Origin of the sequence: Maribacter cobaltidurans, assembly GCF_002269385.1 — a bacterium.
Taxonomy (GTDB): Bacteria; Bacteroidota; Bacteroidia; order Flavobacteriales; family Flavobacteriaceae; genus Maribacter; species Maribacter cobaltidurans.
This window is the reverse complement of sequence record NZ_CP022957.1, coordinates 3,946,714-3,963,785: the sequence shown is the minus strand read 5'-3', so window position 1 is coordinate 3,963,785 and position 17,072 is coordinate 3,946,714. Positions and strand designations below refer to the sequence as shown.

General features: G+C 39.6%; 18 protein-coding genes. 9 read left to right on the top strand and 9 right to left on the bottom strand.

Going from position 1 to position 17,072, the window contains the following annotated elements; genetic code table 11:
- The first annotated feature begins 1 nt into the window (after position 1).
- The 4 genes from CJ263_RS17700 to CJ263_RS17685 are packed head-to-tail and all read left to right on the top strand — an operon-like array spanning position 2 to position 3,099.
- Positions 2-793 carry an ABC transporter ATP-binding protein gene (locus CJ263_RS17700; protein ID WP_094998489.1) on the top strand — a complete coding sequence of 264 codons (792 nt, stop codon included), beginning with the start codon at positions 2-4 and terminating at the stop codon, positions 791-793.
- A gap of 29 nt (positions 794-822) precedes the next feature.
- Positions 823-2,175 carry a DNA recombination protein RmuC gene (gene rmuC / locus CJ263_RS17695; protein WP_094998488.1) on the top strand — a complete coding sequence of 451 codons (1,353 nt, stop codon included), beginning with the start codon at positions 823-825 and terminating at the stop codon, positions 2,173-2,175.
- Between the two features lie 10 nt (positions 2,176-2,185).
- Positions 2,186-2,551, top strand: coding sequence for a 6-phosphogluconate dehydrogenase (locus CJ263_RS17690; protein ID WP_094998487.1), 366 nt, complete (start codon positions 2,186-2,188; stop codon positions 2,549-2,551).
- Complete coding sequence (locus tag CJ263_RS17685; RefSeq protein WP_188669459.1) at positions 2,551-3,099, top strand: acyl-CoA thioesterase; 549 nt, start codon at positions 2,551-2,553, stop codon at positions 3,097-3,099. Before CJ263_RS17690 ends, CJ263_RS17685 begins: the two co-directional genes overlap by 1 nt.
- Here CJ263_RS17685 and pgl read toward each other — a convergent pair.
- Both pgl and zwf read right to left on the bottom strand, forming a co-directional pair.
- On the bottom strand, positions 3,096-3,809 hold the full coding sequence (pgl, locus tag CJ263_RS17680) for a 6-phosphogluconolactonase (protein ID WP_094999297.1): 714 nt from the start codon (positions 3,807-3,809) through the stop codon (positions 3,096-3,098). The genes CJ263_RS17685 and pgl overlap by 4 nt on opposite strands.
- 23 nt (positions 3,810-3,832) lie before the next feature.
- Positions 3,833-5,365 (bottom strand): glucose-6-phosphate dehydrogenase, encoded by a 1,533-nt coding sequence (gene zwf, locus CJ263_RS17675; RefSeq protein WP_094998485.1) that lies wholly within the window; start codon positions 5,363-5,365, stop codon positions 3,833-3,835.
- Positions 5,366-5,501: 136 nt separating this feature from the next.
- On the opposite strand from zwf, the gene gndA reads away from it, so the two are divergent.
- Positions 5,502-6,914, top strand: a complete 1,413-nt coding sequence (gene gndA / locus CJ263_RS17670) for an NADP-dependent phosphogluconate dehydrogenase (protein WP_094998484.1) — start codon at positions 5,502-5,504, stop codon at positions 6,912-6,914.
- A 15-nt stretch (positions 6,915-6,929) separates the two neighbouring features.
- A complete protein-coding gene (locus tag CJ263_RS17665) occupies positions 6,930-7,271 on the top strand; it encodes a GIY-YIG nuclease family protein (protein WP_094998483.1) in 342 nt (113 codons plus the stop codon).
- Between the two features lie 57 nt (positions 7,272-7,328).
- Here the strand turns inward: CJ263_RS17665 and carB are convergent, their stop codons facing one another.
- The gene (gene carB / locus CJ263_RS17660; protein WP_094998482.1) at positions 7,329-10,181 is read right to left on the bottom strand and encodes a carbamoyl-phosphate synthase large subunit; all 2,853 of its coding nucleotides are present in this window, start codon (positions 10,179-10,181) and stop codon (positions 7,329-7,331) included.
- 103 nt (positions 10,182-10,284) lie between these two features.
- Complete coding sequence (gene rpmH, locus CJ263_RS17655) at positions 10,285-10,446, bottom strand: 50S ribosomal protein L34 (RefSeq protein ID WP_084696363.1); 162 nt, start codon at positions 10,444-10,446, stop codon at positions 10,285-10,287.
- Between the two features lie 248 nt (positions 10,447-10,694).
- Between rpmH and CJ263_RS17650 the strand changes: the two genes are divergently transcribed.
- Positions 10,695-11,210, top strand: coding sequence for a hypothetical protein (locus tag CJ263_RS17650; protein ID WP_094998481.1), 516 nt, complete (start codon positions 10,695-10,697; stop codon positions 11,208-11,210).
- 16 nt (positions 11,211-11,226) lie between these two features.
- On the opposite strand, the gene CJ263_RS17645 is transcribed toward CJ263_RS17650, so the two are convergent.
- Positions 11,227-12,189, bottom strand: a complete 963-nt coding sequence (locus CJ263_RS17645; RefSeq protein ID WP_094998480.1) for a lytic transglycosylase domain-containing protein — start codon at positions 12,187-12,189, stop codon at positions 11,227-11,229.
- A gap of 46 nt (positions 12,190-12,235) precedes the next feature.
- Positions 12,236-12,898 carry an alpha/beta hydrolase gene (locus tag CJ263_RS17640; protein ID WP_094998479.1) on the bottom strand — a complete coding sequence of 221 codons (663 nt, stop codon included), beginning with the start codon at positions 12,896-12,898 and terminating at the stop codon, positions 12,236-12,238.
- A gap of 168 nt (positions 12,899-13,066) precedes the next feature.
- Here CJ263_RS17640 and CJ263_RS17635 point away from each other — a divergent pair, with 168 nt between their 5' ends.
- Positions 13,067-13,360, top strand: a complete 294-nt coding sequence (locus CJ263_RS17635) for a GNAT family N-acetyltransferase (protein WP_094998478.1) — start codon at positions 13,067-13,069, stop codon at positions 13,358-13,360.
- A gap of 27 nt (positions 13,361-13,387) precedes the next feature.
- On the opposite strand, the gene mtaB is transcribed toward CJ263_RS17635, so the two are convergent.
- The 3 genes from mtaB to CJ263_RS17620 form a co-directional block, all read right to left on the bottom strand.
- A complete protein-coding gene (gene mtaB / locus CJ263_RS17630) occupies positions 13,388-14,716 on the bottom strand; it encodes a tRNA (N(6)-L-threonylcarbamoyladenosine(37)-C(2))-methylthiotransferase MtaB (protein WP_094998477.1) in 1,329 nt (442 codons plus the stop codon).
- Between the two features lie 33 nt (positions 14,717-14,749).
- Complete coding sequence (locus tag CJ263_RS17625; protein ID WP_094998476.1) at positions 14,750-15,925, bottom strand: GlmU family protein; 1,176 nt, start codon at positions 15,923-15,925, stop codon at positions 14,750-14,752.
- A gap of 141 nt (positions 15,926-16,066) precedes the next feature.
- Positions 16,067-16,339: a type B 50S ribosomal protein L31 gene (locus CJ263_RS17620; protein WP_094999296.1), complete on the bottom strand. Its 273-nt coding sequence runs from the start codon at positions 16,337-16,339 to the stop codon at positions 16,067-16,069.
- Between the two features lie 181 nt (positions 16,340-16,520).
- On the opposite strand from CJ263_RS17620, the gene CJ263_RS17615 reads away from it, so the two are divergent.
- Entirely contained in the window at positions 16,521-17,042 is a 522-nt protein-coding gene (locus tag CJ263_RS17615) for a DUF4199 domain-containing protein (protein ID WP_094998475.1), read from the top strand.
- Positions 17,043-17,072 lie beyond the last annotated feature (30 nt).

Genomic DNA, 17,072 nt, shown 5'->3' with positions numbered 1-17,072 from the left:
TATGGATATTACAAACCCCGAAAAGGAACATACCATTCTTGAAATCGATAATCTTACCATAGGGTATGAAAATAAAAAGGTATGCAGTGCTATTTCATTTGCGGTAAAAAGAGGGGAATGTGCCGCAATTGTGGGTGTCAACGGTATCGGTAAATCTACATTGTTAAGAACTATCGGCCATTTACAGCCGGCATTGGGCGGAACCATTAGAATTGATGGCACATTGATTTCGCAAATGAGCATGAACAATTTGGCCAAACGGCTGAGCCTTGTACTTACCGAACCCATAGCCTCCAAAAACATGACGGTAAAGGAACTCATTGCCTTGGGTAGGCAGCCCTATACCAATTGGATGGGCAGTCTTGGGGAAATGGACATCAAAAAAATATCCGAAGCTATTAGTATGCTAGAATTGAACCACTTGGCCGACACGAAATGTTATGAGTTAAGTGATGGACAATTGCAACGGGTCATGATTGCCAGGGCGTTGGCCCAAGATACGGACATTATATTATTGGATGAGCCTACCACGCATCTAGATCTTTTTCATAAGGTACAGATACTCAAACTTCTAAAATCGATTGCGCATCAAACAAAAAAAACCGTGCTATTCACTAGCCATGAAATAGAGATAGCTATTCAATTATGTGATAAAATCTTAATTTTAGAGGGTGATAAAAATCCCTTTGACGAACCTTGCAAACTTATTGAAAACAAAGCTTTTGAACGCTTGTTTCCATTAGATACAATCCGCTTTGATGCCACTACGGGTACTTTCTGTATTCAGAAGTAACGTGTATCTTTACTTGAGTATTAAATAACATGAACGAGACACTACTTTATATCATTATCTCCATACTTGGATTGGCCATAGGCTTTGTTTTAGGAAATTACATCCAGAACCTAAAAACGAAATCCAGCCAGAGTACGCTCGAAGAGGAAAATAGACAGTTGGATCTCTTGAAAAATCAACTGGAAAACAGGAACCTTACTCTGGAAAACGAGCGGGAGGAACTCCGTTCCGAAAAGGAACAGTTGGGCCATCAAATTGTTCGATATCAAGCGGATTTGGAAAACCTACAAGCCAAAAACAGGGAACAAAAGGAGGAGGTGGAAAAACTTCAGGAAAAATTTACCAAGGAATTCGAAAATCTGGCGAATAAAATTCTGGAAGAGAAAAGTTTGAAGTTCACGGAGCGCAACGAAAGGAATATAAAAAACATCCTAACCCCGTTAAACGAAAAGATACAGTTGTTCGAAAAGAAGGTGGAGGAAAGTCAAAAAGAGAACATTAGCATACATTCGGCTTTAAAAGAGCAATTACTGAATCTACAGACCCAAAATTTAAAAATAACTCAAGAAGCGGAAAACCTTACCAAAGCCCTAAAAGGCGACAGCAAAATGCAGGGGAATTGGGGGGAATTGGTCTTGGAGCGCGTATTGGAAAAATCCGGCCTGGAAAAAGATCGGGAATACACGGTACAACAAAGCTTTACCCGAGAAGACGGATCACGTGTCTTGCCCGATGTCATCATAAACCTGCCCGACGGCAAGAAAATGATCGTGGATTCCAAGGTGTCACTTACGGATTATGAACGCTATGTGAATGCAGAAGAGGAGTTTCGAGAAAAATTCTTAAAAGACCATATCAACTCGCTCCGTAGGCATGTAGACCAGTTATCGGCCAAGAAATATGAGGATCTGTACGAAATGGAAAGTCCTGATTTTGTACTCATGTTCGTACCCATAGAACCTGCTTTTGCCATTGCGATAAACAACGATAATACCTTGTACAACAAGGCATTTGAACAAAATATTGTAATCGTTACACCCTCCACCCTCTTGGCTACTTTACGGACTATAGACAGTATGTGGAACAATGAAAAACAGCAACGTAACGCCATAGAGATTGCGAAGCAAGCAGGTGCACTTTATGACAAGTTTGAAGGATTTGTATCTGATTTGACCAAAGTGGGCAAAAAAATGGACGATGCCAAAACGGAATACAAAGGCGCAATGAACAAATTGTTCGAGGGTCGCGGAAATATTATTACCAGTATCGAAAAATTAAAAAAAATGGGAGCCAAGGCCAAAAAATCCCTTCCAGAGCCCATTCTTAAACGTGCCAAGGAAGATGATTTTGAGGAAGAGGAAGAACCTAAAATAAAACTATAATTAAAGAAAAATGAAGCGAATATTGTTCTTATTTCTAGGCGGTTGCTTGGTTGTGTTTGCCCTGGTCTATGCTTTTATCTACTACGTACCCTATAGCGAAGGGGTTAGATCGGGAGAGTTGATCAAAATAAGTAAAAAAGGCGTTTTGGTAAAAACCTGGGAAGGCGAAATCAGCCAAGGGATTTCCGGAGCCCAAATCTTCTCATTTTCCGTATTGGACAAGGATGAGGACGTCATACAGAAACTTAAAGATTACCAAGGACAGTATGTCAAGGTAAATTATACGGAACGCTATGCCACATTTTTCTGGTTGGGAGACACCAAATATTTTATTACGCAGGTAGAGCAAGAACAATCCCCACATTTTAGAAACTGATGAAACAATACAAAGGTGTAAAGGACTCCCAAGTTTCCATAACGGAACTTATGCTACCCTCCCACTCCAATTTTGGAGGAAAGGTCCATGGAGGCCATATTTTAAACTTAATGGACCAGATTGCATTTGCATGTGCCTCCAAACATTCACAGCGCTATTGCGTTACCGCTTCCGTAAATCGTGTCGATTTTTTAAATCCCATAGATGTTGGCGAATTGGTAACCCTGAGAGCCTCTATAAATTATACAGGGAAAACCTCCATGGTAGTTGGAGTCCGTGTTGATTCAGAAAATATTACCACAGGAGAAAAAAAGCACTGCAATTCCTCCTATTTTACCATGGTAGCCAAAGATGAAAACGGCAAAAGTGTTCCTGTACCAGGTTTATTGGTGACGGACAAACAAGGTATTCGCCGTTTTGCCCGAAGCAAATATCGAAAATTGGAAGCACGGCAACGGGACACCAAATTTGAATCGTATAAATTTGACCCAGAGCAGTACATACACGAACTGGAGAATGAAAACTGTATGGTTGACCTAAAATTCTAGGAAATCTCCGATGCCGCCTCTTGGTCTAAAAACCATACTAATTTTCCTGATTCTGGATGTACCAAGGATGCTGGATACACTTCACTGTCTTTTTCATTTTGGGTAATTATCCTCACCTTCTCGGATTTACTTGCTCCCGTAACCAAAAAAGCTACTTCTTGCGCATTGTTAATTACTTCTCCCGTAATAGTAACCCTATGTTGACCGGACTCAGGGTGAATGGCAACTTCACAAAGTTTATCGGAATCCCATAAATGGATTTCATGTGGAAAAATGGAAGCGGTATGCCCATCATCCCCCATACCCAATAATACCAAATCAAATTGGGGAATGTCATTGGCCTGGGGTAGCCGTTTTTCCAAAACTTCAGCATATCGTGCCGCTTCTTTTGAAGGTTCATCCTCTCCCCTTACCCGATGTACATTACCTTCCGGAATATTTATTTTGGATAGTAGATGTTCCACGGTCATCTTATAATTGCTTTCGTCATCCTCTGGTGGCACGCATCGTTCATCGCCCCAATAAAGATGTACTTTTTTCCAATCAATATCTTCTGCGTAATCATCGGCCAATTCATCAAAAACTATTTTAGGTGTACTTCCCCCGGATAATGCAATATGCACCTCTTCTCTTTTTTCAATAAACGCAACCAAGTATTTGGAGAATTGAACCGCGACTTCCTTTTTATCTTTGTATATCCTTAATTCCATCATAAATATTCAAAATGAATTGCTTAGCAAAGCACACAATAATTCTCGTCGTCCGTAAGGTTTTCACCCGGATTTCTCCAAAACCCAATACCCTCTATTAAATCATCAGCATTCGTCGGCCCCCAGGTTCCAGAAGGGTAGCCGTACATACGAACGTCCTTTCCCTTCTGCCAATAGTCCAAAATTGGATCTACGAATTCCCATGCAGCTTCTACCTCATCAGCCCTGGCATATAATGTGGCATCACCTTGCATAGCATCCAACAAGAGCCTTTCATAAGCTTCCATAACACGGGTTTCCACTAAGCTGGAATAGTAAAAATCCAAATTGGCCCGTTCTACTTTAAACCCTTGACCAGGTACTTTTACACCGAATTTGATAAGGATTCCTTCATCAGGTTGAATCCTGATAATCAATTTATTATCCTTACTATGAATACCTGATTCTTTAAATATTTGGTGGTGTGGGGTTTTGAAGTGAATGACCACTTCTGTCACTTTAGTAGGCATTCTTTTCGCCGTTCTAACATAAAAGGGAACATCTTTCCATCTCCAATTGTCCACAAAAAATTTGATGGCCGCATAGGTTTCCGTTGTAGACTCTGGGTCTACCCCTTCTTCCTCCCGGTAACCCTTTACTTTTTCCCCATTTATTTCAGAGGCCATATACTGGGCCCTAATAGTATGATCATGCAGGGTCTTTTCATCTTTCATGACACGCAGCGATTTTAGTGCCTTGACCTTTTCATTTCGTATCTCCTCTGCCCCATCACCAATGGGTGGTTCCATTACAATAAGGGATACGATTTGTAATAAATGGTTTTGGAACATATCCCGCAAAGCTCCGGACTTATCATAATATCCGCCTCGTTTTTCCACACCTACGCTTTCGGCATTGGTAATCTCTATATGATCTATATAATTCCTGTTCCATAAAGGCTCGAAAATACTGTTGGCAAAACGGGTAACCAACAAGTTTTGAACGGTCTCCTTGCCCAAATAATGGTCTATTCTATAAATCTGGGATTCTGAAAAGTGCTGTTGTAGGCCTTTGTTAAGAGCTTTTGCTGTTTCAAGGCTATACCCAAACGGTTTCTCAACAATCAGGCGCTTCCAACCATTGTTTTGGGTACTGAGACCGGCATCTGCCAAGTTTTTGGCTATGGTTTCATACAAAGTTGGTGGTGTGGACAGGTAATACATAATATTCCCTTCGGTCCCCTTTTCATCGTTAAGGTCGCCAACCCTTTTTCTCAATGGGGTATAATCCACATCGTAATCCTTGCCCAAATCTTCATAGAAAAACATTTCGGCAAACTTTTGGATTCCATCCCTATTTTTATCCTTTATCTTATCCGTCAAATACTTGCTTTCAAGAACAACCTTTTTACGAAAATCCTCATCAGATAAATCACTTCTACTCGCTCCCAATACCACAAAGTTTTTGGGTAAATGACCAGATTCATATAGGTTATATAATGCGGGCACTAGTTTTCGTGCTGTCAAGTCACCGGAAGCTCCAAAAATAACCAGCATTTGATTTTCTGTATTCTTCATGTTTCAAATTTGATAGTTTAAAAGTATCGAAAAGTAAGTCCACTACCAATGAGTTTGCAATAACTTAAGAAGTATTGTGGATATTTTCATTTATTTTTGGGGCTCACCGATACAATAATTAGAAAATCGCTTTTATATGGATAAGAAATATGACTTTGGACTAGTGGGACTGGGTGTAATGGGACGCAATTTTATCCTGAATGTTGCCGATAACGGATTTACCGCTTTTGGTAATGATTTGGATAAGGAAAAGGTGGACGCCCTGATCAAGGAAGGTGGTGATACCTCCAAAGTAAATGCATCCACGGATAACAAAGTGTTTTTGGAAGCTTTATCCAAGCCTAGAAAAATAATGTTATTGGTACCCGCCGGTAAAGTGGTGGACATCGTAATAGAAAGCCTTTTGCCCAACTTGGATGAAGGCGACCTGATTATTGACGGGGGAAACTCCTTTTATACCGATACCGATCGTAGGGAGTCCTATTTGTCCAAAAAAGGGATTAACTTTTTTGGAGCCGGCGTTTCCGGAGGTGCCAAAGGAGCCCGAAGGGGACCAAGTATCATGCCCGGTGGAAACAAGGAGGCTTATCAGCATGTAAAACCTATTTTTGAGGCCGTTGCCGCCAAATATCAAGGAGAACCCTGTGTGACCTATTTAGGGCCAAAATCGGCAGGAAACTACGTAAAAATGGTGCACAACGGTATTGAATATGGGTTGATGCAATTGACCTCCGAAATATATGACGTCTTAAAAAAAGGCGGAGACTATACCAATGATGAGCTACATGCTACGTTTCACAAATGGAACGCGGGAAGATTACAGTCTTTCTTGGTGGAAATAACCTCAGAAATTTTTGAACAGGAGGATGACTTGGGTGATGGTCGATTGGTGGATAAAATCTTGGATAAGGCCAAGCAAAAAGGAACGGGAAAATGGACCAGCCAGAACGCCATGGATTTGGGTATTCCTGTCCCAACAATTGATGTAGCGGTAAGTATGCGGGAAATATCTGCATTGAAGGAAGAGCGTATAAAGGCCGATGAACTTTATGACCGCCCTACAGTAAAACATATGAACAAGGGCCCATTGGAGAAAATGACGGAAGAGGCCCTGTATTTTTCCTTTATTATGACCTATGCACAAGGTCTACATCAGCTCGCCGATGCCTCAAGGGAATATGGCTATGAATTGGATATTGCCGAAATCGCGAAAATTTGGCGGGCAGGATGTATCATTAGGGCCGGTCTTTTGGCCGATATTACCGAAGCTTTTAGAGCCGATGATTCATTACCCAACCTATTGTTGTCCCCCACTTTTGTAAAAAAGGTACAGGGCACGGTGGATTCAGCTCGTGAATTAGTGGCTTTTGGAGCCAAAAACGGGATTCCATTGCCAGGACTTTCCAATTCTTTAACATATTTTGATGCTTATACTTCTAGTAGGTTGCCTTTGAACCTTATACAGGCGCAGCGGGATTATTTTGGGTCGCACACCTACGAGCGATTGGACAGGGAAGGTATTTTCCATACGGAATGGGAGAAGGAGTAATTCGCCATATCAAATATGCCTTATAGCATTTACGTAATTGAACTCCATAAAAAGGTATTTACGGAAAACAGAAAGTTCCGAGAAGCCAACCCTCAGTTTAACGGAGTGCTGGAATGCCTTTACGTGGGTATGACAAGCAAAACGCCAAAAGAACGTTTTGAGCAACATAAAAATGGTACGTTGAGTAAAAAAGGACATAATCTTTCCTCGAGTATTGTTAAAAAGTACGGACTATATCTTCGGGGTAGCTTATATAATCATATACAACCTTTGGCCACAAGGGAGGAAGCCTTGAAAATGGAACGTGCTTTGGCCTTGGAACTTAGGCGTAAAAAGTATGCGGTTTGGTTTAATTAATATCAAACAAAAAAGCACCCTATTCGGGTGCTTTTTACTTTTTATAGAAAGGTTTTTCTATTTACTTAAATACATTTTTCTACGTGCGTAAAGATTGTAGAACTCGTCATCCTTTAAGCTATCAATAAATAGGATACTTTCCCCGGTACTTTTCATTTCAGGTCCCAAGTTCTTGTTTACATTCGGGAATTTATTGAAGGAGAACACAGGTTGCTTAATGGCGTAACCTTCCAAGTGTGGCTTAAAGTCAAAATCCTTGATTTTCTTCTCCCCCAACATCACTTTGGTCGCATAATTCACATAGGGTTCCTTATACGCTTTTGCTATAAATGGTACCGTTCTAGAAGCACGTGGATTGGCCTCGATAATATAGACGATATCGTCCTTGATAGCAAATTGTATGTTTATAAGACCAACTGTATTCAGGGCCAAAGCAATCTTCTTGGTATGGTCCTTGATCTGCTGCATTACAAACTCGCCAAGGTTGAATGGCGGTAAGGTAGCATTGGAATCCCCAGAGTGAATTCCGCAAGGTTCAATATGCTCCATGATACCGATGATATACACATCCTTCCCATCACAAATGGCATCGGCCTCTGCTTCAATAGCTCCATCCAAATAGTGGTCCAATAACAGTTTGTTGTTAGGGATTTTTCTTAACAGGTCTACTACGTGTTCTTCCAATTCCTCTTTGTTGATAACGATTTTCATCCCCTGTCCGCCCAACACATAAGAAGGTCTTACCAATAAGGGAAAATCCAATTCGTCCGCAAGTGCTAAGGCCTCATCAGCAGTCTCTGCCACACCAAACTTTGGATAAGGAATATCATTTGCCTTTAAAAGATCTGAGAAACTTCCCCTATCCTCGGCCAAATCCAAGGATTCGAAACTTGTTCCCAAAATCTTGATTCCGTATTTGGATAATTTTTCGGCCAATTTCAAAGCGGTCTGTCCTCCTAATTGAACTATAACACCTTCTGGATTCTCATGTCTGATGATATCATAGATATGTTCCCAAAATACCGGCTCAAAATAAAGTTTGTCCGCTGTATCAAAATCTGTAGAAACCGTTTCCGGGTTACAGTTGATCATAATGGTTTCATAGCCACATTCGGCAGCGGCTAATACCCCATGAACACAGCAGTAATCGAACTCAATTCCCTGCCCAATACGGTTGGGGCCAGAGCCCAATACTACAATCTTCTTTCTATCGGTTACCACGCTATCGTTCTCCACGTATCGGGTTCCGTCCGGCTTTTCAATCTCTTCCTCAAAGGTAGAATAGTAATAGGGTGTCATGGCCTTAAACTCTGCTGCACAGGTATCCACTAACTTATATACCCGGTTTACATTCAGTTCCGTCCGCTTATTGTACACCTCACTTTCATAACAATCCAGCATGTGCGCAATTTGCCTATCGGCAAAGCCTTTTTGCTTGGCTTCCAATAACAATTCCTTGGATAAGGTTGCAATGGTATATTTGGAAATTTCCTTTTCTAACTGGTACAATTCCTCATATTGTTTCAGGAACCACATGTCTATTTTGGTAATCTCGTGAATCCTGCTCAAAGGAATCCCCATTTGTATGGCATCATAGATAACAAAGACCCTGTCCCAGCTTGGAATGGTTAATTTACTTATGATCTGATCGTAATTTTTATATCCTTTACCATCGGCACCCAAACCATTTCGTTTGATCTCCAAAGACTGAGTGGCTTTATGTAGGGCTTCTTGAAAGGAACGGCCTATGCCCATGACCTCACCAACCGATTTCATCTGAAGCCCTAACGTGCGGTCAGACCCTTCAAACTTATCAAAGTTCCATCTTGGAATTTTTACGATAACATAATCCAAGGTAGGTTCGAACAATGCCGAAGTGGATTTTGTTATTTGATTTTCCAATTCGTTCAAACTATAGCCAATAGCCAGTTTGGTAGCTACCTTTGCGATGGGGTATCCTGTTGCCTTGGAAGCCAAGGCCGAAGATCTTGAAACCCTAGGGTTTATTTCGATGGCAATAATATCTTCCTTCTCATCCGGACTTACCGCGAACTGGACATTACATCCTCCTTCAAAATCACCGATACTTCGCATCATCTTAATGGCCATATCCCGCATTCTTTGGAAGGTCCTGTCCGAAAGTGTCATTGCAGGTGCAACGGTAATGGAATCCCCGGTATGGATACCCATGGGATCCATGTTTTCAATGGTACAGATAATTACTACGTTGTCGTTCTTGTCGCGTAAAAGCTCCAATTCGTATTCCTTCCAGCCCATCAACGCCTTATCGATCATCACCTCATGGATTGGTGAAATTTCCAGACCATGACTTAATAAGGCGTCAAAATCCTCAGGTTTATAAACTATGGAAGCCCCTGCACCTCCTAAAGTATAGGAAGCCCTAATGACCAATGGAAATCCAAATTCCTGAGCAATTTCCTTTCCTTTTAAAAAGGAAGTTGCAGTTGCCTGGGGAGCCATGCCGATACCTATTTTCAACATCAGCTCTCGGAATTTTTCCCGGTCTTCCGTAATATTGATAGCATCGATGTCCACACCAATCAATTCTACACCAAAATCTTCCCAGATACCTTTTTTGTCCGCTTCTATACAAAGGTTCAACGCCGTTTGCCCTCCCATGGTTGGAAGCACGGCATCTATTTGCGGATGCGCCTTTAAGATTTCAACAATCGATTTTGTGGTTAGTGGCTTCAAATACACATGATCGGCCATGGAAGGATCCGTCATAATAGTTGCCGGGTTACTATTGATCAAAATAGTTTCTATTCCATCCTCCCTCAGAGATCTTAGGGACTGACTTCCTGCATAATCGAATTCACAAGCCTGACCTATAATAATAGGTCCGGAACCAATAATCAAAATTGAATTTAAATCTTTTCTTTTAGGCATTCCAATAATAGTTTCTCGTTATCTAAAATTTCAAAATTAGGTCAAAAAAAAGGTGCTGAACTTAAAGAAGCAGCACCTTTTTTTAAAAGTTATCTACAAGTCATTACTTTTTATGACGTGGCTCAGAGGAAACAGTTAGTTTTTTTCTACCTTTTGCCCTTCTTCTAGCAAGAACTTTTCTTCCATTAACGGAAGCCATACGCTCACGGAAACCGTGTTTGTTTTTTCTCTTTCTCTTAGATGGTTGAAATGTTCTCTTGCTCATCGCCTATATTTTAAATCTAAATGAATGTCTTTTTTGAAGTACCGTTTAATGCATCGGTAAAACCGGGTGCAAATATACAAAGAGTTTTTTCTTTGGCAAGTAGTAACAAAAAAATATTTTACAAATTACATTCTTTCCAAAAGCTAGGTTTTCGCTAATTTTGCCCGAATCAATTTCTACCGGTTTCTATCTTTTGGAAAATAAGCTTTTATAATTAAAACCGGTCTTATACAAATCAATTTTCAACCATGTTCAACAAAAACATAAAACTAGTCATTGCAGGTTTAATTATAGCATATGCCGTATATCAATTTATTGAGGGCAATATTGGCAACGGTATATTTCTAATCCTTTTGTCCCTAATCTTCGTCTTTCTATATTTTAGAAATGAAATTATCCTGCTGGCCTTTCTTAGGATGAGAAAACAGGATTTAGCCGGAACCGAAAAATGGCTCTCCAAAATAAAGAATCCAAAAAGTGCCTTGATTACCAAACAACAGGGGTACTACAATTATCTACATGGTATCATATATTCACAGACCAACCTTACACAGGCCGAAAAGTACTTTCGAAAAGCTCTTAAGCTGGGATTGACGATGGATTATGATGTGGCCATGGCCAAGTTGAGTTTGGCCGGAATATCCATGCAGAAACGAAGAAAGAGAGAAGCTACTATGTTGTTGAACGAAGCAAAAAAATTAGACAAAAACAATATGCTGACGGAGCAGATAAGAATGATGCAGCAGCAAATGAAGAAAATCTAATTTTAATCTATCTCTCCTATTTCGATGTTTCTTTATAATATCCTTTATTCGGTATTTCTATAGCATACTTCTTGCGCGAGCTATTATTCAAGTGCGGCTCACGTAGCCACGGATTATGTCGCTTTAAAATCTTATAGTTGATTTCATACTCTTGAGCAAAATCGGCAAAGCTAGAAACCGGTTCATCGATTTCAACGGTAAAGGTCGGTACAGCGGTGTAATAATCCTCCTTGTCTAAGTGGAATCCATATTTCTCCGGATTTGATAAAATTTCTTTAATGGCCAAAATTCTGAAGACATATCTCCCAGTTTCATCACCTAGAAGCAAATCCCAATAATTGTCAACCTGTTGAATGCCCATGTATTTATTGATGGATCCAGGACCTGCATTGTATGCTGCAGCAGTTAAGGACCAACTTCCATATTTTTCCTTCCACTTGTTAAGATATTTACAGGCAACTTCGGTTGATTTTTCCAAATGGTATCTTTCATCTACATTGGAGTTGACTTCCAAACCATATTCGCGTCCGGTTTCCCTCATAATTTGCCAAAATCCTGTAGCCCCAGCAGGCGAAACCACGTTTGTCAATCCGCTTTCGGCAACCGCCAAATATTTAAAATCATCTGGAATACCATTTTTTGCCAAAATCGGTTCTATAATGGGAAAGTATTTATGGGCCCTTTTCATTAACAACAACGCATTGGACTGCCAGTATGTATTTACTAAAAACTCACGGTCTACACGCTCCATTATTTCAGGGTCCTCTTGTGGGACCACTTCGCCGGCAAAATTTAAATCAGAAGGAATATCAATGGATGAGATACGATACTCTGCAGCAACGTTCTTTTCAATAGTATCATTGGCAATGGCATTTTTACTGTTTGTGCCAACCAATTCCGTAGATGTAGTTGCAAAAATCAAGGTGCCCACAATAAAAAGGACACCGCAAAACATCAAAATATTCTTTAAGAGTTTCATATGTAAAAACCGTTTATGTGTAATCAAAGGTATTAATAGAACTAGGTTAATCCAAAATAATTGTGGGCAGGTGCTCATTAAACCATTTTGCCCGATGGATAATCATAGTATGTGTGCCATTTTTTACTATTTTACAATCACTAATATTGGCTATTGGAAAAACAGCATCTTTATCCCCATGAATATGTATAAGGCCTTTGGGGTATTCCGTTTGCCTCCAGTTTACCATTTGATCAATACACCAATCAATATATCGTTTGTCCCTTATAGAAAGGTATTTTTCATAAAGTTCCAATCTTTTCACTACGGTTTCACCAAAGGCATATTTGGCCAAGAGTTCAACATTGTTCACAAGACCAGTAGGCAATAGCTTGTGGATTTTTGTATAACGTGCGAACAACATCTTTTTAGGCAATTCCTTTTTCAGTTTTACACTGGACACAATTATTACCTTCTTTACAGGCATGTACTTTGCGATTTCCTGCACCAATATTCCTCCTAAGGACACTCCTAAAAGTACTGGGTTTTCATGTGTAATTCTTTGGGACATTTCTTTGGCATAGGATTGTAGGGATTGTCCCCCTTTGGGAATAAACCAATCCAAAAAATGCACACAGAATTCATCTTCGGGAAGCTTGATAAATTCAAAAATGGAACTGCTTGCCGCCATACCCGGCATAAAATAGATATGGATTCTAGAATCTTGCATAAAATGCAAATGTCATTAAAACTAGGAATTTAGGTAAATTTTTGTTAGTTTTGAACACTGATTGTTGATAACTTAACACTTCAACAGATTTTATAAGTACTAAGGATTGAATTACGATTGGGGAACATCGTAATTTTTTTGTCTAAACCAAACGCTAAAATCAACTATATGAATAATGTTATCATTAAGGACAATGCTTTCTTGCGACAATTTGAAACAACTATCAATGGCCAACTTGCCAAAATAGAGTACTCCTCCCAAGAAAGAAAAGTCTTTTTAACCAAGCTGGTTGTCCCAGAAGAGATAGACCAAGATGGTTTTAAGGAAAATTTCATTAAATCCGTTCTCCACCATATTCAGGAACAAAATTTAAGGGTGGTTCCAACAAGTCCTCAGATTGCAGGATTTTTGAGAAAGAACAGACAGTACAAGGATATGTTGCCAGTAGGCATCAGAATCTAATTAAAAAGCTCCTTTCGGGAGCTTTTTTTATACTATTACGGGAGTATTTACAAATTCCATGGTTACAAGTCCGTCCTCTGCTATTTCCTTAAGTCTTATTTTATGTAACGTATTTACCAAAGTTGGATTCCAAGGGGTTTTTACTTTTACATAGTTTTCTGTAAATCCATGGATATAGCCTTCCTTGTTCTCTCCTTCGAACAATACCTCTAATTCTGATCCCAATTGACTTTCATAAAAGGCACGTCTCTTTTTTACGGATAAGGCCCTGAGCATTTTACTCCGTTTATTCCTAACTTTTTTGGGTACTACCCCATCCATAGTTACAGCTTCCGTATTATCCCTCTCCGAATAGGTAAAGACATGTAAATAGGAAATATCCAATTCATTCAAAAAATGATAGGTCTCCAGAAAATGGTCGTCGGTTTCCCCTGGAAACCCCACGATGACGTCTACCCCAATACAGCAATTGGGAATAACCTCTCTTATTTTTTTAACACGATCTACATACAGGTTGGTGAGATACCTTCGCTTCATTAATTTTAGCAGTTCATCACTACCACTCTGCAAGGGAATATGAAAATGGGGAACAAAGCTATCACTTTGGGCAACAAAATCAATAGTTTCATTTTTCAAAAGGTTGGGTTCGATGGATGAAATCCGTAACCTGTGAATACCATCTACGGTATCCAAGGCCTTTACCAAATCCAGGAAAGTATGTTCGTGCTTTTTATTACCGAACTCCCCTTTACCGTAGTCGCCAATATTAACTCCCGTCAGAACGATTTCCTTAATATCCTGTGCCGCAATTTCCTTGGCATTCCTCAAAACATTTTCCAGTGAATCACTTCTAGATATCCCCCTGGCCAAGGGAATGGTGCAATAGGTACATTTATAATCACATCCATCCTGTACCTTTAAAAATGCTCTAGTCCTATCCCCTATCGCATAACTTCCCACATAAAAGTCGGCTTCTTGGATTTCACAGGAATGTACTTCCCCCATGTCATTTTTGGACAGGTCATTAACATAATCCGAAATATTGAATTTTTCTGTGGCTCCCAACACCAAGTCAACACCATCCACTTCAATAAGTTCTTCCGGTTTTAACTGGGCGTAACAGCCAATAGCCGCAATGAAGGCCTTTGGATTGGACTTTTGCGCTTGCTTGACAATGGTTTTAAATTTTTTATCGGCATTTTCAGTGACGGAACAGGTATTAATGACATACATATCCGCATTTTCGTCAAAACCGACCCTGTCAAAGCCCTCTTTTACCAAGCTTCTAGCAATGGTAGAAGTTTCGGAAAAATTAAGCTTACAGCCCAACGTATAAAATGCAACCTTCTTTTTCATGATTTAGGAATTGAATTTCCTGAATGTTCAAAATTAATAATTACGCCACTTTTTAGTCATCTCAAAAACATGGTTCAGGATGTCCGCATCCGCATCGGTGAACTCCACCCCTCTTCTGGCCATCATAACCTTGGCAGCTTCAAATGCCTTTGCAGGCAAATAGGAGGAAAAACCGGAAGCACCTCCCCAGCTAAAACTGGGCACAAAATTTCTTGGAAAACCAGGAACGTAAATATTGGAATTCACACCGATTACCGTACCTGTGTTAAACATGGTGTTGATGGCCGTTTTACTGTGGTCTCCCATCATCAATCCACAAAATTGCAGTCCGGTTTGTTCAAATTTTTCCGTAGCGTAGTTCCACAAACGCACTTTGGCGTAGTTGTTCTTAAGGTTGGAGTTGTTTGAGTCTGCCCCAATATTGCACCATTCCCCAAGTACGGCATTTCCTAGATACCCTTCGTGGCCTTTGCTCGAGTAACCAAAAATAACTGAATTGCTCACCTCGCCACAAACCTTGGAATGGGGCCCTATTGTCGTCGCGCCATAGAGCTTTCCTCCCATTTTAACAATGGCATGGTCACAAAGTGCCAATCCGCCACGAATAAGGCTACCTTCCCAGATTTCAGCATTTTTCCCAATATAAATCGGCCCATCGGTGGCGTTTAAAATGCTATACTCCACCTTGGCCCCTTCTTCCAAAAATATCCGCTCCGGACAAATTAAACTATTGGTTTTGGAAATGGGTTGACTTGTCCTTCCCTTGGTCAAAAAGTCAAAATCCTCCTGAAGTGTCCTTTCATTTTGGGAAAATATATCCCAAGTATTCTTAATTTGAAAGAGTTCCTTTTCATATTCCACCACATTAAAGGCGCCCCAGTCGTTATTTTCATTCACTTTGTTGGACCTGTAAGCAATTATAATATCCTCCTTTGTCAATACTTCCGATTCCTTAAGTGCTTTAACTTGATCAAGGAGAAAAGCATCAGGCAAGATACTTCCATTGAGGAACACGTTATCAGACTTCAAGACCATCGGAAACTTTACACTTAGATAATCTTCTGTTTTGTAACTAACGGATGTATTTAAATATGCTTCCCATTTTTCCCTAATGGTCATGATCCCTATTCTTACATCAGCTACAGGTCGAGTAAAAGTAAAAGGTAATAGGTGTTCCCTAACAGGGCCGTCAAAAAGGATAAAGTTCATGAAGATTTTTTTTTCAAAATTAAGCAATAGGCAAAAATCTATGGCGCTAAACCTGCCTAAATACTTAAAAACTAGACATTATCTAAAAAGAAACGCCCCCAAAAACTTGGAGGCGCTGATTTTATAAGGTATAAAAAATTCTTATTCCTCCTCTTTGTTTTCGGGTTTGGAGAATTTCTTGTACTTGTTCTTGAATTTGTCGATACGACCGGCAGTATCCAAAAATTTGGCTTTACCAGTGTAAAACGGGTGTGATGTCCTTGAAATCTCCAATTTTATCAATGGATATTCAACGCCATCAACCTCTAAAGTTTCTTTTGTATCCGCTGTAGACTTGGTAATGAACACATCGTCATTGGACATGTCCTTAAAGGCTACCAATCTATAATTTTCTGGGTGTATTCCTTTTCTCATTTTTAAAATCTTTACCGTACCCATTCCAACGGGCACTTATTTTAAGGCTGCAAATTTAGTCAATTTATTAGAATTGCCAATTTATTAATTAGAAAAATCAGAAAATAAATTGTAGCTTTTGTGTAACATTTTTATATGCCAACATACTTATAGAGTAATCAACTTTTAAAACCTAAAAACAATGGAAGAAAATAAACCTAAAACAGGAAAATATGCTCTGAACTTTGGTGTCATAACCGGAGTAGTCGGAGTTGTATTTGCAATAATGCTGTTTACGATGGACATGCACTATGAACAAGGTGCTGCAGTTCAAATAACACAAACTGTAATTTTGGCCGTAGGAATTGTTCTTGGAATATTACAATTTAAAAAATCCAATAACGGATTTCTGTCGATTTCAGAATCTCTTAAAGTTGGTGCCGGTGTTGCTTTAATTGCAGGTATTATTGGTTTGATTTGGTTTTTTGTTTTATCCAACGTGGTGGAACCAGATTATATGGATAAAATGTACGAAATAGGAAAAGTTAAGGCCATGGAGCAAAATCCTAAACTTACATCGGAACAAATAGACCAAGGTATTGAAATGCAGAAAAAATTTGCATGGATTTCTTATCCGGTAATATTAGTAATCAACGTAATTATTGGTTTGATTGTTGGGTTAATAACAGGATTGGTTGCGAAAAAACAAGAGGCTGCTTATTGATATTTTAGTTATTTGTATTTTTGAAGGGAA